We start from the raw sequence: 22,045 nt of genomic DNA on the forward strand, positions 1-22,045 counted from the left end.
GAATTGTACCGATCATGTGGGTATCTGGTGAGAATCTCTCACTCACCGTCCGCCATCGCCGGTCGGCCGCCGGTGGGCGGGCCGTGGGCACGGCCCGCCCGCCGGCGGCCTCGGTGTCCCGGTTCTAGCCGGTGACCGTGAAGGTCAGCTCGATCCGGGTCTTCGAGCCGGCACCGGCCAGCGTGACGCCGGTCGCACCCGGCTTCGCCGTTCCCGGCACGCTGACGGTCTCGCCGGAGACGACGCCGTCACCGTTCGCGCGCACGGTGGCGGAGGCGAGGCCGTCGCCGAAGCCGATCGTGACCGTCTCGTTCGGCGCGAAGCCGGAACCGTCGACGACGATCGCCGTGCCGCGCGGCCCGGAGGTGGCCGACAGCAGCACCTCCGGCCGGTACGTGCGCGCCACCGGCTCCTCGATCACCTGGACGGTCGCCGCCGCCGCCGTGTCCGAGGTCGCGCCGACGGCGGTGACCGCGTACCGGCCGGGCTCCGCGTCGTCGGAAGCCTTCATCGACGCCTGCACCTCTCCCTTCGCCGAGGCCACGACCGTCGTGCCGTCCGCCGGACCGGCGCCGAGCCTGACGGTCACCCGCTCGCCGGCGGCGAACCCGCTGCCCTTGACGGTGACCGGGTCGCCGGCGGTGACGGGGGCGGACGCCGACACCGAGATCGACGGCTGCGCCCCGGCCCGCGTCACGGTCACGGTGAACGCCGTGGTGACGCTCGACAGCGTGTCCCACGCGGTGACGCGCACCGTGTAGGTGCCCTCACGCTCGTACGTGTGCTGACCGCTCATCGCGCCGGACGGGCCGACCGTGGCGTCGGCGGGAACCATGCCGTCGCCCCACTGGACGCGGGCGCGGTAGCCCGCCGAGCCGGTGACGCCGCCGGTCACCGAGCCGAGGTCGGCCGACAGGGCCTGCCCGGCGACGGCCTTCTGGTCCTTGGCGGCGGTGCTCACCAGCGCGGCGCCCGGCGTGCCGTCGTCGGCGACGGCGAACACGTGGATCCTGCCCGCCGAGCCCGGCTCGCCGGTCTGGGCCGGCAGGGTCACCGACACGAGCTTCTTCCCGTCCGGGATCCGGTACGGCGCGGTGGCGAACAGGAACGGCTGCGCGCTGTTCCGGCTCGTGCCGAGCAGCCGGTACGCGGTCTTGGCGACGACGATGTTGCCGTAGGACGGCGTGCCGTCGGGGTTGCCGCCCAGCGTCCAGTCGCTCATCTGGATCGGGATGTCGGCCGTGCTGCCGTCGTCGAAGGCGGCCTTGCCGGTGGTGCTCTGATTGCCCTGCGTGCCCGCGCCGACGAACGAGACGCTCTTCGCGTCGTCCGGCAGGTTGAGCACGATCTTCTTGCCGTTGCCGGTCGCGTTGTCCGGCTGCCCGGCGTGGATCGCCGGCAGCGTGAAGCTCAGCGCCGTTCCCGGCACCTCGTGCCGCTTGCCCTGGATCACGCCGGCCGCCTCGAGGGCCGCACGAGAGTACGCCCACGACTTGGCGTCGCAGTTCGCCGCGAGGACGCCCTCGTCACCGATGCAGACGGTGTCGAACGCCGCGGCGAGGCCGGACTCCGGCGCGTAGGCCACGTCGACGCCGGCCGTTCCCGAGCCCTGGCCGGTGCCGTCGGTCACCGTGACGCTCGCCTGGTAGTGGCCCGGCTTGGCGTAGGTGTGCGAGCCGCTGACGCCGTACACGCTCCGCGAGCTCAGGGTCAGGGTGCCCTCGGTGACCGGTGAGCCGTCACCCCAGTCGACGGTGGCCCGGTAGCCGCTCGCGGTGCCCCCGGTGACGGAGGCGAGTGTCACCGACGCCTCGACGCCGGACGTGGCGTGCACGCTGTTCGCGGGGGTGACCGTGACGTCTCCGCCCCCGAGCTGTACGTCGCCGCCGGCGAGCAACTCGATCTCGGCGAGGTTCGTCCGCTCGCCCCCGACGGCCTTCGTCACGGCCAGGCGGAACTGCGTGAACCGTCCCGGACGGCTGATCTTGAACGGCCGGGTGTGGTTGCGCCAGGAGAACACCTCGTCCTCGCGGGAGTCGACCGTGGTCCAGGTGATCCCGTCGTCGGAGCCCTGCAGCCGCCAGTCCGCCGGGTCGCCCGTGGTCGCCCCGGAGACCGGGTCCCCGGAGGCCGGGGCACCCTTCCTCTCCCCGGAGTTCCCCGAGGCCGCCGGGGCGCCGGTGCTCGCACCGGAGGTGAGCGTGTAGTACACCGGCTTCTGCCTGCCGCCGCGGAAGGTCCAGCCGATCTGCGGCGTGCCGGAGGTGAAGGTCATCTGCGTGGTCGACGAGTCGTCGAACAGCTTCGACGCGTCCTGCCCGCCGCTCGCGGTCGCGGTGCCGAGACCGGGACCGGTGATGTCCCGCAACGGCTTGGGCACCGTTCCGCCCTCGGTCAGCGACGGCGGCGCGTCCTTCTCGCCGGTGCCCCAGGACGACGGGTTCGGGCCCATCCTGAAGTCGATCGTGCCACCGCGGGCGAGCCGGGAGGCGTCGACGGACACCTCGCGCTGCGGCTTGCCGTTGACCTTCACGCTCTGCACGTAGACGTTCTTCGTGCTGTTGTCCGGCGCGTTGACGACGATGTCGCCGCTCTCGCGGTGGACGGTCATCCGGGTGAACTGCGGCGAGCCGACGGCCCAGTTGGACGAGCCGGCCTGCAGCGGGTAGATGCCCAGCGAGCTGAGGACGTGCCACGCCGACATCTCGCCGTTGTCCTCGTCACCCAGGTAGCCCTGGCCGATCTCGCCGCCGACGTAGAGGCGCTGCAGGATCTCCCGCACGATCGCCTGCGTCCTCGCCGGCGCCCCGACGTAGTTGTACATGTACGGGATGTGGTGTGAGGGCTGGTTGCTCATGCCGAGCTGGCCCATCCGCACCGCGCGGGCTTCGAGCATCTCGTGGATCGTGCCGCCGTACCCGCCGGGCCTGTCGGCGTTCTCCGGGGTGGCGAAGAACTCGTCGAGCTTCTGCCGCAGCGCCTTCTGCCCGCCGTGCAGGTTGGCCAGTCCCCGGCCGTCCTGCTGCGCGGTGAACGCGAAGTTCCACCCGTTGGTCTCGGTGTAGACGCCGCCCCAGTCCAGCGGGTCGCCGGCGAGGAAGTTGCCGGCGGCGTCGCGGCCCCGGAAGAACTTCGTGCTCGGGTCGAAGAGGTGGACGTAGTTGCGGGCCCGCTGCAGGAAGTACTCCGACTCCTCCTTGAGCCCGTCGCGCCGCGATTTCGGGGTGGCCGGGTCCTTGGCCAGGGCCGCGCCCATGTTGCCGAGGCCGTAGTCGTTGATGAAGCCCTCCAGCGCCCACGACACCGACTCGCCGGTGGAGGTCGGCGTGTAGCCGAGGAAGAGCGAGGTCTCGATGCCCTTGCGGCCGACCTCGCCGCGCCCGGACGCGACGGTCGCGTCCTTCACCGCCGAGTCGTACGCGCCGAGCGGGTCGGGCAGCTTGACGCCGTTGAGGTAGGCCTGGGCCAGCGAGACGTTCGCGCTGGTGCCGGTCATCAGGTCCGCGTAGCCGGGTGACGACCAGCGGGCGACCCACCCGCCGTCACGGTACTGCTGGACGAACCCGTCTGCGATCCTGGCCGCGACGTCCGGGTAGAGCAGCGAGTACGCGGGCCACACGGTGCGGTAGGTGTCCCAGAACCCGTTGTTGACGTAGATCTGCCCGTCGACGATCTTCGCGCCGGTCTGGGTGGCGGTCGAGGTGCCGGCCGGCGCCGACACCGGGCTCGCGTACTGCCAGCGCGGGGCGGCGGCGGTGCCGGTGTTCTCCGACTGCGAGTTGGGGTACAGGTTCAGCCGGTACAGGTTCGAGTACAGCGTCACCAGCTGCGTCTCGGTCGCGCCCCGCACCTCGACCCGGCCGAGCCGGTCCTTCCACTCCGCGGCGGCGGCGGCCTGGATCTGGTCGAAGCTCCTGTCGCCGACCTCCATGTCGAGGTTCCGGCGTGCCTGCTCGACCGAGAGGAACGACGTCGCGAGGCGCAGCGTCACCTGCCGCTTCCCGGAGGTGTCGAAGGTGGCGGACGTGGCGGAGGACTGCGCGGGCGCCCGGTCGAAGGTGCCGGACACGAACATCCGGCTGCGACCGGCCGACAGGCCGCTTCCGTTGTCGACCCAGCCGGTGAACGTGCCGTCCGTGCCGATGGTGAACGTGCCGTTGTAGAAGACGAGGCTTCCGGTGGCCTGGCCGTCAGGGAAGGTGAACCGCATGATCCCGGCGTGGTCGGTGGGCGTCATCTCCGCGATCAGGCCGTTCCGCAGCGTGACCCGGTAGAGGTCCGGCCGCGCGATCTCGTCGTCGTGGCCGAAGGCGAGGGCCCGGCCGCCGGGCGCTCCGGTGAGCGGCCCGCCCGCGGGCACCGGCATGATCGACATCTGGTTGCGGTCACCCATCCACGGGCTGGGCTCGTGCGAGATCGCGAGCCCCTCCAGCGTGGGGAGGTTGTCCGCGTTGTTGTCCCGCTGGTAGTCGTACTCCCACGAGTTGGACGTGGCGTCGGTGACCGGCGTGAAGAAGTTGAAGCCGTTCGGCACCGCGGTGATCGGCAGGTTGTTGCCGCGCGAGAACCCGCCCGTCGAGTTGGTCCCGCGCCGGGTGTCGACGTAGTTGGTCAGGCGCGAGCCGTCGATCGGCACCGGGACGCCTGTCAGGGTGACGTCGTCGAGCCAGCCCTGGAAGCGGGTCGAGGCGGTCGCCTGGGGGTCGTCGTAGGCGAGCAGGATGCGGTCGATCGTCTTGCCGTTCGCGACCGCGCCGATCTCGGACCGCACCGCGTTCCACTGGTCGGCGTAGAGCACCTTCGACGCGCCCTGCCCGGCGGCCGTGAGCGGGTAGCCGTGCTGGTCGACGGGCGAGCGCCGGCTCAGGTAGCTGCCGTCGGTGAAGTGCAGGTCGACGGCGACGTGGGTGGACGGGTAGCGGGCGTCCTGGCCGGTGAACTCGGGGAAGACCTTGTAGGACAGCCGGGTCTTCGGCCCGACCGGGATGTCGACGTCGAACAGCCTGTTGGTCGCGTACGAGCGGCCGGCCGCCTCCGCGCCGCCCGAGTAGCGCAGCGAGGCCGTCCCGGTGAATCCGGCCTGCGGCTTCATGGTGTGGCCGCTGACCGGGCCGCTGCCGACGACGCTGACCATCGGGGTGACCGGCGGCCTGACGTCGGAGCCGTCGCTGATGTTCCAGTCGGCGAGCTGGACGATCGAGTCACCGGAGTTCGCGGTGACGTTCAGCCGGTAGTGCTCGTAGGCGGTGGTGTTGGTGAACTCGTAGACGTTGGTGGCGAACCGCCCGCCGAAGCTCTGCCCCGTCCGCCTGTCCAGGTCGGTCCACGTGTCGCCGTCGTCCGACCCCTGCACGGTGAAGTCCCTGGGGTCGCGGCCCGGCGCGTCGTCCGCGGAGGTGAGCGAGTAGCGCACCACCGCCGCGGGCTTGGCCAGCGTGTAGGTCACCCAGCCGGTCCGGGCGAACGCCAGCCACTTGGTCGACGGGTTGCCGTCCTTGAGGGTCGCGGCGGTCTCGTTCGGCGGGTTCTCGGCGCTCGCGGACACCGCGCCGACCTGGCCGAGCAGGCTGCCGGGCAGTCCGGTCGGGCTCGATCCGCTCAGGTTCGCCTGGATCGGTTCGCCGTTCGCACCGATCTCGACGGTGCTCGCCGCGGGTTGCGGGTCGGCCGACTCGAACGAGGAGCCGAAGTCGCCGGGAGGGGCCGCGGCGCTCGCCGGGGGTGTGGCGACGAGCAGCCACGCCGGCAGCAGCAGTGCCGCGGTCGCGGCGAACCGCCGGAGGGACAGGATGCGGGCGAAGGGGGGATGCGACATGGCAGGTGCCTTTTGACTCGTTAGGGGGGTCGAGAGCGTCGGACGCCGGGAGTGAGAACCGTGGCCGCCGCGCTCCGCCGCGGCCGATCGGCCGTGTACGGAGCGCGGGTGCGTCTGCCCGCGGGCACGCGGGACGGCCCGCCGCACGCCGTCGCGGGCGCCGATGTCCGCGACGGCGTGCGGCGCCGTCGTCGGTGCCGGGGACATGGGTCTCAGACCAGGCGGGAAGCTCCATGGGGGGGCGTGAGGGGGCGGTGGGCGCGCGGAGGGGCGCACCCAGGTGTGGATCGCGGCCCAACGTTTCCCTCGCAAGACAACGTTGTCAAGAGCTGATCGGGTAACCTCCCGGAAACCGTGCGTTCCCCCGGGCCGCCCGGCGGGGTCGGTCGGGAGAGGCGGCGCCGTGACCGCCGTGCGTGGTCGCCTGTCGTGCCCGGCCTCCGGCGGGGTCGTCCCGGCGGTGACCAGGGCGGCGATTCGGACAACGTTGTCACCACGACGGACGGCGTGTCGGTATGGTTCGTGGTATGACCAGCGACGGCGGCCGTACGAGGCGGCCCACCATGGTGGACGTGGCGACCCGGGCCGGAGTGAGCCTGAAGACCGTCTCGCGGGTCGTGAACAACGCGCCGCACGTGCAGCCCGAGCTGGTCGAGCGGGTGCTCGCCGCCGTGGCCGAGCTGGGCTTCCGCCGCAACCACCTGGCCAGCTCGCTGCGCTCGGGGCAGACGACCGCCACGGTCGGGCTGCTGATCGAGGAGATCGCCAACCCGTTCTACGCGACGATCGCGGGGGCCGCCGCCGAGGTCGCCCGGCAACACGGCACGATGCTCATCATCGCCAGCTCCGAGGAGGATCCGGCCCGCGAGCAGCAGCTGCTGCGGGACATGTGCGCCCGCCGCGTCGACGGGCTGCTCGTGGTGCCGGCCGGCGACGACCACTCGTTCATGCGCGCCGAGGTCGAGCTCGGCACCCCGGTGGTCTTCCTCGACCGGCCGGCCGGCGGGCTGCTCGCCGACACGGTGCTGCTCGACAACCGCGGGGGCGCGCGGGCCGGGGTGCGCCGGCTCGTCGAGGCGGGCCACCGCCGGATCGCCATCCTGCTCGACTCGATCGGCGTCTACACGATGCGCGAGCGGCTCGACGGCGCCCAGGACGCGCTCGGCCCGGCCGGAGCGCCGTACGACACCCGGCTGGTCCGTGACGGCGTCCGCGATCCGGCGGCGGCCGCCCGGGTCGTCTCCGAACTGCTGGACCGGCCGGATCCGCCGACCGCCTTCTTCAGCCTGAACAACCGGATCACCCTCGGCGTGATCGAGGAGCTGCACCGGCGCGGCAGCGACGCCGCGGTGCTCGGGTTCGACGACTTCGACATGTCCAGCCTGGTGCCGTACCCGCTGACGGTGATCGCCTACGACACCCGCGAGCTGGCCAGGACCGCCGCCGAGCTGCTGTTCCGGCGTATCGGGGGGGAGCGGTCGTGGCCGCGCACCGTGGTGCTTCCCACCGAGCTGGTCGAGCGGGGCCTGCCGCCTCGCTGAGCCGCGCCTCGCTGAGCCGCGCTGAGCCGGGCCGGGCCGGGTGACCGCGAGAAGCGACCGCGCCGCCACGGCCGGTCGCCGGCGGTCCGGTGCGCGTCGCGCCGGCCGCCCGGGGACCACTCAAAGGATCATGTGCGACAAAACTCACTAGGCGTCACGATACGTTACAAAATGGCCACATTGGGAGGGGGCCAATTGACATGCCTGTAACGCGGGTGGAGTCTCTACCCGCTGCCTGCCTGACAACGATGTCACGGCCGATCGGAGGGAACCGGAATCGTTATGATCGTTGACTTCTGCCTCCCACGACGTCGTGTCTAGCCGGGAACCACGCTCGGGCACGGCCACACCCGCGGCGGGCGCCCCCGGCGGACTTCGCCACCGGCCCCCACGACGGGGCGGCCGGGCTCGCTCCTCGACGGCGGCAGGCCGCGGCACGCGACCACGTACGGCCCGGGCGGCGGCACACACCACCGCTCACCGGGCGAATCATGCGAAGAATGAATTAATTTAGATTTTGCGGAAAGCCCCCCGTCCGCCAGTCGTGGCCCAGGCCACAGCACGGCGAACGAACCGTGGTTCAGACCACAGCACGGCAAACGAACTGATGACGAACCTCCCGGAGGCAACCATGTCGGTGGTGACCTGGCGCGGTCCCCTGCAGCCGGACGCGCGCGGATCCCGCTGCCGGCCCAGAGACGGCGACGTCGCCGTTCCGAGGCCGTACCCGGCACGGGTCCGGACCCGGGCGGGCCGGTCATGAGCGACGCACCCGTCCTGCTGGAGATGCGTTCGATCACCAAGGAGTTCCCCGGCGTCAAGGCGCTCTCCGACGTCAACCTGGTGGTGCGGGCCGGCGAGATCCACGCGATCGCCGGGGAGAACGGCGCCGGCAAGTCCACCCTGATGAAGGTGCTCAGCGGGGTCCATCCGTACGGCACCTACTCCGGCGAGATCCTCTACCAGGGCACGGAGAGCCGGTTCTCCGACATCCGGGCCAGTGAGAACTCCGGCATCGTGATCATCCACCAGGAGCTCGCCCTGGTACCCGGCATGTCCATCACCGAGAACATCTTCCTCGGCAACGAGCCCGGCCGCGGCGGCGTGATCAACTGGAAGACCGCCAACCGCCAGGCCCTGGAGCTGATGGCCCGGGTCGGCCTGGAAGAGGACCCGGACACGCTGATCAAGGACATCGGCGTGGGCAAGCAGCAGCTCGTGGAGATCGCGAAGGCGTTCGCCAAGGACGTGAAGCTCCTCATCCTCGACGAGCCCACCGCCGCCCTGAACGAGGCCGACTCCCAGCACCTGCTGGACCTCCTGCGCCACTTCAAGCAGCGAGGCGTCACCTCGATCATCATCTCCCACAAGCTCAACGAGATCGCGCAGATCGCCGACAGCATCACCATCCTGCGGGACGGCCGGACGATCGAGACCCTCGACATCAAGGCGGACGGCGTCGACGAGGACCGGATCGTCCGGGGCATGGTCGGCCGGGAGCTGCACAGCCGCTTCCCCGACCACACTCCCGAGATCGGCGAGGTCTTCTTCGAGGTGCGCGACTGGACGGTCCGGCACCCGATCTCCGCCGAGCGCCTGGTGGTCAAGAACTCCAGCTTCACCGTGCGCCGCGGCGAGATCGTCGGGTTCGCCGGCCTGATGGGAGCCGGGCGCACCGAGCTGGCGATGAGCATCTTCGGCCGCTCGTACGGCACCTACGTCTCCGGGAAGATCTTCAAGGACGGCCGGGAGATCGTGCTGAAGTCGGTGTCGGACGCCATCGCGCACGGCCTGGCGTACGTCAGCGAGGACCGCAAGTCGATCGGCCTGAACCTGCTCGACGACATCAAGACCTCGATGGTGTCGGCCAAGCTGTCCAAGGTCTCCACCCGCGGCGTGGTCGACCCGGTGCGGGAGCATCGGGCGGCCGAGGGCTACCGGACGAGCCTGCGGGTCAAGGCCCCCACCGTCGACGAGGGGGTCACCAAGCTCTCCGGCGGCAACCAGCAGAAGGTGGTGCTGGCGAAGTGGATGTTCACCGATCCCGATCTGCTCATCCTCGACGAGCCGACCCGCGGCATCGACGTGGGCGCCAAGTACGAGATCTACGGCATCATCCAGCGACTCGCCGACCAGGGGAAGGGCGTCATCGTCATCTCCTCGGAGCTCCCCGAGCTGATCGGCCTCTGTGACCGGATCTACACGGTGTTCGAGGGGACCATCACCGGCAACATCGACCGGCGAGACGCCGACCCCGAACTACTGATGAAGCAGATGACCTCAGCGAAGAAGGCACGTCGATCATGAGCCGCGTGAAAGAACTCCAGAAGTCCCTGTTCGGAGGGACGACCTCCAACGCCCGGCAGTTCGGGATGATCTTCACGCTGGTGGCGATCGTCCTGCTGTTCCAGGTCCTGACCGACGGCCTGACGCTGAACTCCGGCAACCTCATCTCGCTGGTGAGCCAGTACTCGTACATCCTGATCCTGGCCATCGGGATGCTGATGGTCATCGTCGCCGGGCACATCGACCTCTCCGTCGGCTCGATCGCCGCGTTCGTCGGCATCGTGGTCGCGAAGGTCATGCAGGACTACTCGGTGCCGTGGTTCCTCGCCATCCTGATCGGCCTGGCGGTCGGTGTCGTCATCGGCACCTGGCAGGGCTTCTGGGTGGCCTACGTCGGGGTGCCGGCCTTCATCGTCACCCTGGCCAGCATGATGCTGTTCCGGGGCGGCAACCAGTACATCGGCAACGCCGACACCATCCCGGTGCCCGAGGGGTTCAGGATCATCGGCGCCGGCTTCCTGCCGGAGGTCGGCCCGGACACCGGCTACAACAACCTCACGCTCCTGCTCGGCCTGGTGGTCTGCGTGGCGATCGTGGTCCGGGAGTGGAGGGCCCGCCAGACCCGGCGGGAGATGGCGGCCGACGTCGCCCCGATGTGGATCTCGGCGATCCGGGTCGCCGTCCCGATCGTCGTGGTGGTGTTCGCGACCCTGCAGTTCGCCGGTGGGCGGATCGGGACCAGCTTCCCGATCTCCGGGATCATCCTCGGCGTCCTGGTCGTGATCTACGCGTTCATCACCCGCAACACGGCGGGCGGCCGGCACATCTACGCGGTCGGCGGCAACGCCCGGGCCGCCGAGCTGTCCGGCGTCAAGCTCAGGCGGGTCAACTTCCTGGTGATGATGAACATGTCGGTCCTGGCGGCCCTGGCCGGCATGATCTTCGTTGCCCGTTCGGCCGCCTCCGGGCCGCAGGACGGCATCGGCTGGGAGCTGGACGCGATCGCCGCCGTCTTCATCGGTGGCGCGGCGGTCTCCGGCGGCCTGGGCACGATCAGCGGCTCCATCGTCGGCGGCCTCGTGATGGCCGTGCTCAACAACGGCCTGCAGCTGATGGGTGTCGGCTCCGACCGGGTGCAGATCATCAAGGGCCTGGTCCTGCTGCTCGCCGTCGCGCTCGACGTCTACAACAAGAAGCAGGGGCGCTTCTCGGTCATCGGATCGCTGACGCGCCCGTTCCGCCGGGAGACACCGAGCGGCCCGGCGTCCGGCACGGAGACGGACCAGGACCGCGGCAAGAGTCCGGTGGCCGGCTGACCGGCCGCCGTTCGGCGGGGCGGGAGACCTCCGCCCCGTCACACTTTGAAGAAGGGCACCTCTGAAAATGCGCAATATCCTCGTCAAGGGCGTGGCGGCCGGGGCCATCGCGCTTCTGTCGCTCACCGCCTGCGCCTCCGAGCGTTCGCAGACCCCCGCCGCCGGCACGGGCGCCTCCGCGGGCGCCTCCGAGGGCGCGAAGGGCTTCCCCGCCGACTCGCTGATCGGCGTCGCGCTGCCGTCGAAGACCTCGGAGAACTGGGTCCTGGCCGGTGGCCTGTTCACCGACGGCCTGAAGGAGGCCGGCTTCAAGTCCGACGTCCAGTACGCCGGCTCCTCCACCACCGTCGCCGACCAGCAGGCGCAGATCTCGGCCATGGTCACCAAGGGTGCCAAGGTCATCGTCATCGGCGCGACCGACGCCGCGCAGCTCAGCACCCAGGTGGAGGCCGCCAAGGCGGCCGGCGCGACCGTCATCGCCTACGACCGGCTCATCAAGAACACCGACGCGGTCGACTACTACATCGCCTACGACAACTTCAAGGTCGGCCAGCTCCAGGGCCAGGCCCTGCTGGACGGCATGAAGGCGAAGAAGGCCGACGGCCCCTACACCGTCGAGCTGTTCTCCGGCTCGTCGGACGACAACAACTCGGCGGTCTTCTTCGACGGCGCGATGGACGTGCTGAAGCCGAAGATCGACGACGGCAGCGTGGTGGTCGGCTCCGGCCAGACCGACGTCAAGCAGACCGCCACCGACGGCTGGAAGGCCGAGAACGCCCAGCGTCGCATGGACTCGCTGCTGACCTCCACCTACAGCAGCAAGACCCTGGACGGTGTGCTCTCCCCCAACGACACGCTGGCCCGCGCCATCATCACCTCGGTCAAGGGTGCCGGCAAGGACCTGCCCGTGGTGACCGGCCAGGACTCCGAGGTCGAGTCGGTCAAGTCGATCGTGGCCGGCGAGCAGTACTCGACGATCAACAAGGACACCCGCGAGCTGGTCAAGCAGACCATCCAGATGGCCAAGGACCTGCAGGCCGGCAAGGCCCCCCAGGTCAACGACACCAAGTCGTACAACAACGGGGTGAAGGTCGTCCCGTCGTACCTGCTCGAGCCGCTGATCGTGACCAAGGAGAACGTCGTGGAGGCGTACGCCAACGACCCCAAGCTGGCCCCGCTCACGAAGTAGTGACGCCCGGCTGAAGTCAGCCACACGCGTGGGTCCCCGGAAGCTTCACGACCGGGGGCCCACGGTCGTTTCCGGGCGGCCACGGTCGTTTCCAGACGACCACAGCCGTTTCCAGGCGGCCCGGACCCGAACGCGGCCGGGACCGGCCGGGCGCTACGGCGTCCCCAGACATGAGCCGAACACGACCGGCACCGGCCGGGCGCCACGGCGTCCCCGGGCAGGTGTCGAACACGACCGGCACCGACCGGGCTACGGCGTCCCCAGACAGGTGTCGAGCGCGGCCGCGCCCGCCAGCATCGCCAGGCCCCGCGCCGTCAGCCGGTCGTGCCACTCCCGCAGCGTCGCCTGCAGCGGCTCCGGCCCGCCCGCCGCCCGCACCCGCTCCAGCACCCGCGCGATCGGCTCCAGCCCGTACCCTCCCCGCCGCAGCTGGTGGGCCAGCAGCACGTCGCGCACGTCGGCGGGGGTGTAGACGCGGTAGCCGGTGCGCGGGTCGCGCCGGGGCGTGATCAGCCCGGCCCGCTCCCATTTGCGCAGTGTCGCCGGCCGGACGCCGAGCCTGCGCGCCAGCGGCCCGATGAACGTCATCCCCGGCGCCGGCTCACGCGGCGGCGCCAGGTCGCGCAGCGCCCGTTCCACGGCCTCCAGCGTGCGCCGGTCCTCGGCCAGCTGCGCGTGGCTCTCGTCGATCAGCCGCAGCGCCTCCTCGACCGCGCCGTCGTTCACGGCCCGCATGATCGCCGTCGCGGTCGCGTGGCCGTGCGCGGGGATCAGCGCCAGGAACGTCCGCAACGCCGCCGCGTGGCGCGGAGCGTAGGCGCGGTAGCCGTGCGCCGAGCGCTCGGACGGCGGCAGGATCCCCGCCTCCTCGTAGTTGCGCACCGCCTGCGTGGACAGGCCGTGCCGGCGCGCCAGGTCGATGGGCCGCAACCGCATTTTGAAGGTTCTTCCTCTTCGACAGCCGTGAATATCGCCAAAGTTTACACAGAAGGTTCAACGATACAGTCGAAGATATGACGATCTCGATCCGGGACGCCGCCCGCCCCCTCACCGGTGGCGCCCTCACCGCGCTCCTGTCCCCCGCCACCCGCCTGCTCGGCCTCGGCGAGCCCACCCACGGCGTCGAAGCCTTCCCCGAGCTGCGCAACGAGATCTTCCGCCACCTCGTCGAGCACGAGGGCTACCGCTCGATCACCATCGAGAGCGACTGCCTGACGGCCCTGGCCGCCGACGCGTACGTCACCGACGGCACGGGGACCCTCGACGACGCGGTGGGCCGCGGCCTCAGCCACGGCCTCGGCGCCTCACCCGCCAACCGCGAGCTCCTGCGCTGGATGCGCGCCTACAACGAGCGGCGTCCCCCGCACGAGCGGCTCCGCTTCTACGGTTTCGACGGTCCCCTGGAGATGACCGGTCCCGCCGGTCCCCAGGCGGCCCTGACCGCGCTGCACGACTACCTCGCCGCCCACCTCGACCTGGCCTGGAGCCGCGAGAGCCTCGACGAGCTGCTCGGTCCCGACGAGCGCTGGACCAACCCGGCCGCCCTCTGGGCGGATCCCGCCCAGTCCGTCGGCCGCACCCCCGAGGCCAGGGAACTGCGCCTGATCACCGACGACCTGCGCGCGCTGCTCACCGCGCACGCCCCCCACCTGACGGCCGCCACCTCCCCCGACGCCTGGTGGCGCGCCGACCTGCACGCCCGTACCGCCGCCGGGCTCCTGCGCTACCACGCCGGCGTGGCCGACACCTCGCCCGACCGCGTCGGCTCGCTCATGTGCCTGCGCGACGCGATGATGGCCGACAACCTCGACGCCATCGTCGGTCGCGAGGCCCGTCGCGGCCCCACCCTCGCCTTCGCCCACAACCGTCACCTGCAGAAGGACAGGAGCCGCTGGCTGCTGCCGGAGGGCTGGGGCCCTCTGGCGGGCCGGACGCTGGAGTGGTGGAGCGCCGGGGCGATCGTGGACACACGCCTCGGCGACCGGTACGCCTTCGCCGCCGCCACCTTCGGCACCCGTGGCTCCGACGTCCCCCCGCCCGACACCCTCGAAGGGCTCCTGTCACCCCTTCCCCACGACCGCGCCGTCGTCGATCCCGGCCTTCTCGCCGCGGCCCTCGACCGCGAGCCGGTGCCCCGCGTCCCGGCCGACCACACCTACTTCCCTCTCGACCCGGCCACCACCGGCCGGACCGACGCCATCATCTTCGTCAGGGAGATCTGAGCCGCCCACGGCGGCGGCGCGGGCGGGAGGTCACGCGGCCGCGGCGACCCGGGCCGGGGGCCCTCGCCCCGGCGCCGACGTGACGATCACCGCGGGCGGCGGCACCGCCCGCACGGCGGAGGCGACGAGGTCACGGGTCCGGCGACCCCGAGGATTCCGCCGCCGGGATGCCGAGGGCGGCCAGGAACGCCGCGGCGGCGGGGGACGGCGGGAAGCGGCTCCAGACGAGGTGCTCCATGCGGGCAGGGGCGTCGCGAAGCCGCAGGACGGGCAGATCTGGAAGTTCGGGTGCGAAGGCGGCGGGCAGCATCCCGATGCCCAGGCCCTGCCGGATCAGGCGGGCCATGAAGTCCATGTTCGTCACCTCGAAGGCGACCTCGCGCCGGACCCCGGCCGCCGCGAACGCCTCGTCCGTCTGGGCCCGTGCGGCGGTGCCCGGGGGGAAGTCGACGAACGGTTCGTCCGACAGCCGGCGCAGGTCCACGCGTTCCTCGCCCGCCAGCGGGTGGCCGGGCGCCACCACGGCGACGAGGTCGCCGCGCGCCAGCTCGCGGCCGCGGACGCCGCTGGGGCGCGCGCCCACCGGCAGCCCCAGGAACGCGGCGTCCAGGCTGCCCTGCCGCACCCGTTCGACAAGCTCCTCGCTCGCGCCCGAGCGGAGGGTGATCCGCACCTGCCGGTGCCGCAGGTGGAAACGCTTCAGCACGGTCGGGAGGTCGACCGCCGCGACGGTGGGAATGGCGCCGACGGCGAGCCGGCCCCGGATCTCGCCCGTGGCGGCCGCCACCTCGGCGCGGGCCCGTTCGGCGGCGTCGAGGGCCTGGCGGGCGGCGGGCAGGAACGCCTCGCCGGCGGGGGTCAGCCGGACGCGGCGGCTGGTGCGCTCGAACAGCTTGGCACCCAGCTCGCGTTCCAGGCGGGCGATCTGGTGGCTCAGCGCGGACTGGACGACCAGGCACCGCTCGGCGGCGCGGGTGAAGTTGCTCGTCTCCGCGACGGCGACGACATAGCGCATTTGCTGGAGCTCCACGGATCAATCGTGATGCACGATCGGTCCGATGACAAACATGTGTTGGACTCATTGATCGTTCGTTGCCGAAGCTGGGCGCATGACGATGAGACCTCGTACGGACGGCGGCCTGCCGCACGGGCTGCTGCTGCTCATGTCGGCGGCGACCGGGCTGGCGGTCGCGGGGAACTACTTCGCGCAGCCGCTGCTCGACCTGATCGGCCGGGAGCTGGGGGTCGGGCCGTCTGCGGCGGCGCTGGTGGTGACGGCCGCGCAGGGCGGGTACGCGCTGGGGCTGGTCCTGCTGGTGCCGCTCGGCGATCTGGTGGAGCGGCGGCGGCTGACGGTGTCGCTCTACGCCGCGACCGCGGTTTTCCTGCTGGTGTCGGCCACCGCGGCCAACGGCACGGTGCTCCTGGCCGGTACGGCCCTGACCGCGCTGACCTCGGTCGGAGCGCAGGTGGTGGTGCCGTTCGCGGCGACGCTGGCGGATCCGGCCGAGCGCGGCCGGGTGGTCGGCACGGTGATGACCGGGCTGATGCTCGGCCTGTTGCTGGCGCGGACCGCGTCCGGAGCGTTGTCGGAGCTGGGCGGCTGGCGGACGGTCTACTGGGTGAACGCGGCGCTGATGGCGCTGATGGCGGTGTTGCTGCGCACCTTCCTGCCCCGGCTCGGCGAGGACGGCGGGCGCCTGTCCTACGTCGGGCTGCTGCGCTCGACGGCCGCGATGTTCCGCCACGAGCCGTTGCTGCGGTGGCGGGCGGGTGTCGGCGCGCTGAGCCTCGCCTCGTTCAGCGTGCTGTGGACGGCGCTGACCTTCCTGCTGGTGCGGTCGCCGTACGGCTGGTCGGAGTCGGCCGTCGGCCTGTTCGGCCTGGCCGGTGTCGCGGGTGCGCTGACCGCCACGGTGGCGGGGCGGCTGGCCGACCGCGGGCGCGTCCAGCTCGTGACCGGCGCCGGGGCGGTCCTGCTGGTGGCGTCCTGGCCGGCGATCGCGGCGGGGGCGCACTCGCTGCTCTGGCTGCTCGTCGGCGTGATCGTGCTGGATCTGGCGCACCAGGCGGTGCTCAACAGCAGCCAGAACGTCCTCTACGCGATCCGGCCCGAGGCCCGTAACCGGATCAACTCCGCCTTCATGACCTCCTTGTTCCTGGGGGGCGCGGTGGGCTCCGCGCTGACCTCGGTGGTCTGGGCGCACGGCGGCTGGACCGGCGTGTGCGTCCTGGGCGCCACCCTCTCGGCCGGGACCGTCGTGCTCTGGATCCTGGAGCGCGTCACCGCCGGCCGGGCGGCGGGCGGGCCCCCGGAGTCCCCGGTTCGCCACGTCGGCGCCCCCGCACCGGCCACGCCGGCCGCTTCGGCCACTTCGGCCACTTCGGCCACTTCGGCCACTTCGGCCGGCTGATCCGGACGGCCGGACCACGCGCGTCGCCGTGTTCGCGACGGCGGGAGACGCGGGAGGCCGCGCGGTGACCGGGTCACCGCCGCGGTACGCGACCTGGTCCCCATCACCATCACCGTCACCATCACCGTCACCATCACCGTCACCGTCACCGAAGGAGAACGAGCGTGTCGCGCACCGTACTGATCACCGGAGCCACCGGAACCGTGTCCACCGCGCTGATGAACGCGCTGCGAGGGGCCGAGGTGGACCTTCGCGCTCTCGTCCGCGACGGGTCCGCGGCGGACGGCCCGCGCGAGCGAGGCGCCGAGGTCTTCGCCGGCGACCTCGGCGACGCCCGGTCGCTGCCGCCCGCCTTCGAGGGCGTGCGGGACCTGTGGCTGCTCACCCCGAACGGCCCGCGCGCCCCGGAGAACGCCATGAACGCCGTGTGGGCCGCGCGCCAGGCCGGTGTGGAGCGTGTCGTGCGCCTGTCCGTCGTCGGCGCGGCACACGACGCGCCGAACCGCAGCGGCAGGCTGCACGCGCTGTCGGACCGGGAGATCGAACGGTGCGGCATGCGCTGGACGATCCTGCGTCCCCACTGGTTCATGCAGAACCTGCTGAACGAGGCGGGCGACATCGCCGCCACCGGCACGTTCTCGCTGAACATGGCCTCGGCGCGGATCGGCATGATCGACGTACGCGACGTCGCCGAGTGCGCCGCCCGCGTACTTCTCGACGACCCCGACCGCCACCACGGCGAGACGTACACCCTCACCGGCCCGCGCTCGCTCACGTTCGACGAGGTCGCGGGCGAGCTGGGGCTCGCTCTCGGCAGGCCCGTCACGTACCTGCCGGTCGGCGACGAGGCCAAGCGCAGGACGCTGCTCGGCCACGGCGTCCCGGAATGGATCGCCGACATGCTCGAGGAGTACGCGCGGGCGTATGCCTCCGGCTGGGGAGACTTCACCACCGACACTCTCGCCGGGCTTCTCGGCCGCCCCCCGCGTGACATCGCCGGCTTCGCCCGCGACCACGCCCCGGCGTTCATCCCGGCCCGCGACGGCTGAGATCGCGGCCCGCCGGTCAGGCCGGGACGTGGTGCGGGGCGTCGGCGTGGCGCAGCGCGTCGGCGTGGCGCAGCGCGGTCCGCGCGGTGTCCGGCCGGGCCGGCAGGAGCGGCAGCCGGACCGCGGCGGTGGGGATGACGCCGCGGGCGTGCAGGACCGCCTTGATCGCGGCGGGGTTGGGCTCGGCGAACAGCGCTCCGGACAGGGCCGAGAGGCGGTGCCCGAGGGGTCGCGCCCGGGCCACGTCGCCGGCCCGCCACGCCTCGACCAGCTCCACGAACCGCGCGGTGGCCACGTGCGCCGAGGCCACGATCGCGCCGTGCGCGCCGAGGGCGAGCAGCGGCGAGACGAACAGGTCGTCGCCCCCCAGCACCGCGAAGCCTTCCGGAAGGTCGGCCATGAGCGCGACGGTGTCCTCGTCGATCCCGCCGGCCGCGTACTTGACGCCCACCACGCCGGGCAGGGCGGCCAGCCGTCGCAACGCGTCCGCCGACAGGCACTGCCCGGTCCGGCAGGGAACGTGATAGACGACGAGCGGTACCGGGCTGGCCTCGGTGAGATGGCGGAAATGGGCCAGCACCCCGGCCTCGCCCGGCCGCGTGAACGGCGGGACCAGGCTCAGCGCCGCCACCGCCTCCGGCCGGTCCCGCAGCGCGTCCAGCGCCTGCGGGGTGGCGGCGCCCACCAGGAGGCACGCGCCGCGTTCCGCGCAGACCCGGGCGGCGAGGTCCACCACGGCCCGCCGCTCCGGGCCGCTGAGCGCGGACGGCTCCGCGGTGGTGCCCAGCGCGACCACCCCGGTCGCCCCGGCGTCCAGGATCCGGTGCGCGAGGGCTTCCAGCGCGTCGAGAGCCACGGCTCCGGCGTCGTCGAACGGGGTGATCAAGGGCACGTACAGTCCGGTGAGCGTCATGCGTCCAGGGTGCGCCGCCCGGATCGGCAAGGTCCAGTTCAGCTTTCTACGCACACCCGTAAGCTGAACTGATGCTCGACGTCCGCCGACTGCGCCTGCTGTGCGACCTGGCGCAGCTGGGCACGATCGCCGCCGTGGCCAGGTCGCACACGTACACGCCTTCGGCCGTCTCCCAGCAGCTGGCCGCGCTGGAACGCGAGGCGGGCGTGCCGCTGCTGGAGCGGACCGGGCGCCGGGTCGTCCTGACCCCGGCCGGTGTCGTCCTCGTGCGGCACGCCGAGACCGTCCTGTCCGCCCTCGAAGGCGCCGGCGCCGCGCTGGCCGCGGCCCGCGGGGAGCCCGCCGGTCCGCTGCGCATCGGCGCGTTCCCCACCGCCGTGCGCACCCTTCTGCCGGCCGCGCTGGTCACGCTGGGTCTCGACCACCCCGGCCTCGAGCTGATGGTGACCGAACTCGACCCTGTCGCCATGCCCGAGGCGCTGCGCGAACGGCGGCTGGACGTGGCCCTGGTGAACGACTACGACATCATGCCGGTCGAGCCCGGCCACACGCTCGACGCGGTGCCGTTGCTGGACGAGACGGTGTTCCTCGCCATGCCCTCCGCCGGCACAGGCCCTGGCGCCGAACCCGACGCCGACCACGGCACCGACCCGGTCGGCGACGCCCGGCACGCCGCCTGGATCGTGGGCAGCCCCGGCACCGCCTGCCACGCCGTCGCGCTGCAGGTCTGCCGCACCGCCGGTTTCAGCCCGCTGGTGCGGCACCACGCCGACGACTTCGCCGCGGTGCTCGCCCTGGTGGCGGCCGGCCAGGGCGTCTCGCTCGTACCGCAGCTCGCCGCGGCGCGGCCACCGGCCGGGGTGCGCCTCGTCCCGCTCGCCACCCGCCGGCGAACCCGCGTCACCTACCGGAAGGGCGCGGCCGCCCATCCGGCCGTGGCCGCGTGCGTCACCGCCCTCCGCGCCTCCACCGAGGCCTACCTCGGCCGGTGAGCATCCCGGGCGGCCGCCCGGCGTCACCGGCGGGAAACGCGATCGGCCCTGTCGTCCTGCCGCGTCGTCCTGCCGCGCGCTACCCCCGCGGTGCGGGACAGCAGCCGTCAGGGCAGGCTTTCGCGGCCGAGCCGGCCGAGCCGGCCGAGCCGGCGGAGGCAGCGGAGGCGGCGGAGGCGGCGGAGGCGGCGGCCGGCGGGGCGGGGGTGCAGCAGGCGTCGCCGCGCCAGGTCTGGCGGCCTTCCCTGACCGCCACGGCGGCGATGACCAGGGCGGCGATCGGGTCGGCCCAGGACCAGCCGAAGGCGCTGTTGAGCCCCAGGCCGATCAGCAGCACCGCCGACAGGTAGGTGCACAGCAGGGTCTGCTTGGAGTCGGCCACCGCGGAGGCGGAGCCGAGCTCGCGGCCGGCGCGGCGCTGCGCGTGGGACAGGAACGGCATGATCAGCAGTGACAGGGCGGCGAGGACGAGACCGGGGGTGGAGTGCTCGGCTTCGCCCTCGCCGAGCAGGGCGCGTACGGCGTCGAAGCCGACGTAGGCGGCCAGCGCGAAGAAGGAGACCGCGATCACGCGCAGCGCGCTCCTCTCCCGCCGCTCGGGGTCGGCGGCGCTGAACTGCCAGGCGACCGCGGCGGCCGAGGCGACCTCGACGACCGAGTCCAGCCCGAACCCGATCAGCGCGGCCGAGGAGGCGGCGGTCCCGGCCGTGACGGCCACGACCGCCTCGATCACGTTGTAGGTGATGGTCGCGGCCACCAGCAGCCGGATCCGCCGGGCCAGCAGGGCGCGACGGGCCGGGCCGGGGCCGAGCGCGGCGGTGACCATCAGCAGCAGCCCTTCTCGCTCGCGTCCGGGCAGGTGCCGTCGGCGGCGACGGCGACCACCGCGGTGCGCAGGTCGTCCAGCGCGTGCCCGAGCCGCACGTCGGCCAGCTCGTAACGGGTACGGCGGCCGACCGGCACGGCGACCACCAGGCCGCAGTCGCGCAGGCAGGCCAGGTGGTTGGACAGCCGGGTGCGGGAGACGCCCAGCCGCTCCGCCAGGTCGGCGGGGTGGGCCGGGGCCTCGCGCAACGCGAGCAGGATCCGGCAGCGGATCGGGTCGGCCAGCGCCCGGCCGAACCGTGCGAGCACCTCGATCTCGGAAGCGATCGTCAGCATGTCCTCAGAGTACACAGAATCCTGAATTCAGGAAGTCCTGTATATTCCGGGGGCGGGATGACGGTGTCGCCTCGGGCGAGCGGCCGGCCTGTCCCGTTTCGGATCAGCCGCCGAAGAAGTCGCCCAGGGCCGCGGCGAGCGCGTCCGGGGCCTCCTCGGCCACGTGGTGGCCGGAGTCGATCCCGTGGCCACGCAGGTCGCCGGCCCAGTTCCGCCAGATTCTCAGCGGGTCACCGTACAGATCCTCGAGATCGTCGCGCAGGGACCACAGGGCCAGAACGGGGCACCGCAGCCGCACGCCGGCGGCCCGGTCGGCCTCCTCGTGGCGCAGGTCGACGGTGAGGCCGGCCCGGTAGTCCTCCAGCATGGCCCGCACCACGTCGGGATTGCCGGTGGCCGCGCGGAACTCGTCGTGGTTCTCGCGGCCCATGCTCTCCGGGTCGCCGCGGTACCAGCTGCCGGGGTCGGCGTTGATGACGCGTTCCGGGATGTCCGGCTGCGCGAAGAAGAACCAGTGCCACCACTGCGTCGCGAACTTCGCGGTGATGCGGGACAGGTGCTCGCTGATGGGCAGGCAGTCGACGAACGCCGCCCGGGACACCGCGTCGGGGTGATCCAGGGCGAGGCGGAACGCCACGGCGCCTCCCCGGTCGTGTCCGGCGAGAGCGAACCGGGCGTGCCCCAAGGAGCGCATCACCGCCACCATGTCGTTCGCGACGGCGCGCTTGGAGTGCCCGGAGTGGTCGGCGGTGGGCGCCGGGCCGCGCGAGCGGCCGTATCCCCGCAGGTCGGGACAGACGACCGTGAAGCCGCGCTCGACCAGCCGCGGCGCGACGCGGTGCCATGTCGCGGAGGTGCGGGGATGGCCGTGCAGCAACAGCACCGGCGGCCCCTCCCCGCCGCGGCGGACGAAGATGGACGCGTCCTCGACCTCGATCGGTCCTGCCTCGAAACCTTCGAACATCGCCTCGGTGTCTCCCTGGTAGTGCTCGACGATCATCGCCCCGTGACGTACGCCACGGCGTGAACCGTGACGTTCGCAACGGCGTGAACCTACCGAGAAATCGATCCCTTACTCCTCCCGTGGAGACTCTTCCCGTGGAGTGACGCCGGGCGCCGGTCATGGCCGGTCGCGCGGACCATGGCC

At 72.3% G+C, this 22,045-nt stretch carries 15 protein-coding genes; 8 read left to right on the forward strand and 7 right to left on the reverse strand.

Annotated features, from left to right (window positions below; translation table 11 throughout):
* Positions 1-124 precede the first annotated feature (124 nt).
* On the reverse strand, positions 125-5,815 hold the full coding sequence (locus tag AB0F88_RS00505; RefSeq protein WP_362675737.1) for a GH92 family glycosyl hydrolase: 5,691 nt from the start codon (positions 5,813-5,815) through the stop codon (positions 125-127).
* Between the two features lie 527 nt (positions 5,816-6,342).
* On the opposite strand from AB0F88_RS00505, the gene AB0F88_RS00510 reads away from it, so the two are divergent.
* The 4 genes from AB0F88_RS00510 (at position 6,343) to AB0F88_RS00525 (ending at position 12,147) form a co-directional block, all read left to right on the forward strand.
* Positions 6,343-7,356 carry a LacI family DNA-binding transcriptional regulator gene (locus tag AB0F88_RS00510; protein ID WP_362675740.1) on the forward strand — a complete coding sequence of 338 codons (1,014 nt, stop codon included), beginning with the start codon at positions 6,343-6,345 and terminating at the stop codon, positions 7,354-7,356.
* A gap of 759 nt (positions 7,357-8,115) precedes the next feature.
* Positions 8,116-9,663, forward strand: coding sequence for a multiple monosaccharide ABC transporter ATP-binding protein (mmsA, locus tag AB0F88_RS00515; protein WP_362675744.1), 1,548 nt, complete (start codon positions 8,116-8,118; stop codon positions 9,661-9,663).
* 5 nt (positions 9,664-9,668) lie between these two features.
* Positions 9,669-10,958: a multiple monosaccharide ABC transporter permease gene (mmsB, locus tag AB0F88_RS00520; RefSeq protein ID WP_362675747.1), complete on the forward strand. Its 1,290-nt coding sequence runs from the start codon at positions 9,669-9,671 to the stop codon at positions 10,956-10,958.
* A gap of 67 nt (positions 10,959-11,025) precedes the next feature.
* Complete coding sequence (locus tag AB0F88_RS00525) at positions 11,026-12,147, forward strand: sugar-binding protein (RefSeq protein ID WP_362675750.1); 1,122 nt, start codon at positions 11,026-11,028, stop codon at positions 12,145-12,147.
* Positions 12,148-12,396: 249 nt separating this feature from the next.
* On the opposite strand, the gene AB0F88_RS00530 is transcribed toward AB0F88_RS00525, so the two are convergent.
* Complete coding sequence (locus AB0F88_RS00530; protein WP_362675753.1) at positions 12,397-13,083, reverse strand: MerR family transcriptional regulator; 687 nt, start codon at positions 13,081-13,083, stop codon at positions 12,397-12,399.
* 77 nt (positions 13,084-13,160) lie between these two features.
* Here AB0F88_RS00530 and AB0F88_RS00535 point away from each other — a divergent pair, with 77 nt between their 5' ends.
* Complete coding sequence (locus AB0F88_RS00535; protein ID WP_362675756.1) at positions 13,161-14,369, forward strand: erythromycin esterase family protein; 1,209 nt, start codon at positions 13,161-13,163, stop codon at positions 14,367-14,369.
* Between the two features lie 130 nt (positions 14,370-14,499).
* Here the strand turns inward: AB0F88_RS00535 and AB0F88_RS00540 are convergent, their stop codons facing one another.
* A complete protein-coding gene (locus tag AB0F88_RS00540) occupies positions 14,500-15,399 on the reverse strand; it encodes a LysR family transcriptional regulator (RefSeq protein WP_362675759.1) in 900 nt (299 codons plus the stop codon).
* Between the two features lie 79 nt (positions 15,400-15,478).
* Here AB0F88_RS00540 and AB0F88_RS00545 point away from each other — a divergent pair, with 79 nt between their 5' ends.
* Together AB0F88_RS00545 and AB0F88_RS00550 are read left to right on the forward strand one after the other, a co-directional pair.
* Positions 15,479-16,783: an MFS transporter gene (locus AB0F88_RS00545; protein WP_362675762.1), complete on the forward strand. Its 1,305-nt coding sequence runs from the start codon at positions 15,479-15,481 to the stop codon at positions 16,781-16,783.
* Between the two features lie 164 nt (positions 16,784-16,947).
* Positions 16,948-17,832, forward strand: a complete 885-nt coding sequence (locus tag AB0F88_RS00550; RefSeq protein WP_362675765.1) for an SDR family oxidoreductase — start codon at positions 16,948-16,950, stop codon at positions 17,830-17,832.
* Positions 17,833-17,848: 16 nt separating this feature from the next.
* On the opposite strand, the gene AB0F88_RS00555 is transcribed toward AB0F88_RS00550, so the two are convergent.
* The gene (locus AB0F88_RS00555) at positions 17,849-18,745 is read right to left on the reverse strand and encodes a dihydrodipicolinate synthase family protein (protein ID WP_362675768.1); all 897 of its coding nucleotides are present in this window, start codon (positions 18,743-18,745) and stop codon (positions 17,849-17,851) included.
* Between the two features lie 71 nt (positions 18,746-18,816).
* Between AB0F88_RS00555 and AB0F88_RS00560 the strand changes: the two genes are divergently transcribed.
* Positions 18,817-19,737, forward strand: a complete 921-nt coding sequence (locus AB0F88_RS00560) for a LysR family transcriptional regulator (protein ID WP_362675771.1) — start codon at positions 18,817-18,819, stop codon at positions 19,735-19,737.
* Between the two features lie 79 nt (positions 19,738-19,816).
* Here AB0F88_RS00560 and AB0F88_RS00565 read toward each other — a convergent pair whose 3' ends face one another.
* The 3 genes from AB0F88_RS00565 to AB0F88_RS00575 all read right to left on the reverse strand — a co-directional run bounded on the left by AB0F88_RS00565 (position 19,817) and on the right by AB0F88_RS00575 (position 21,862).
* Positions 19,817-20,563 carry a cation transporter gene (locus AB0F88_RS00565; protein WP_362675774.1) on the reverse strand — a complete coding sequence of 249 codons (747 nt, stop codon included), beginning with the start codon at positions 20,561-20,563 and terminating at the stop codon, positions 19,817-19,819.
* Positions 20,563-20,898 (reverse strand): metalloregulator ArsR/SmtB family transcription factor, encoded by a 336-nt coding sequence (locus AB0F88_RS00570; protein WP_362675777.1) that lies wholly within the window; start codon positions 20,896-20,898, stop codon positions 20,563-20,565. Before AB0F88_RS00570 ends, AB0F88_RS00565 begins: the two co-directional genes overlap by 1 nt.
* A 103-nt stretch (positions 20,899-21,001) precedes the next feature.
* Positions 21,002-21,862, reverse strand: coding sequence for an alpha/beta hydrolase (locus tag AB0F88_RS00575; RefSeq protein ID WP_362677877.1), 861 nt, complete (start codon positions 21,860-21,862; stop codon positions 21,002-21,004).
* Positions 21,863-22,045: the final 183 nt, after the last annotated feature.

The sequence above is a fragment of the Streptosporangium sp. NPDC023963 genome (assembly GCF_040639135.1).
Classification (GTDB): Bacteria; Actinomycetota; Actinomycetes; order Streptosporangiales; family Streptosporangiaceae; genus Streptosporangium.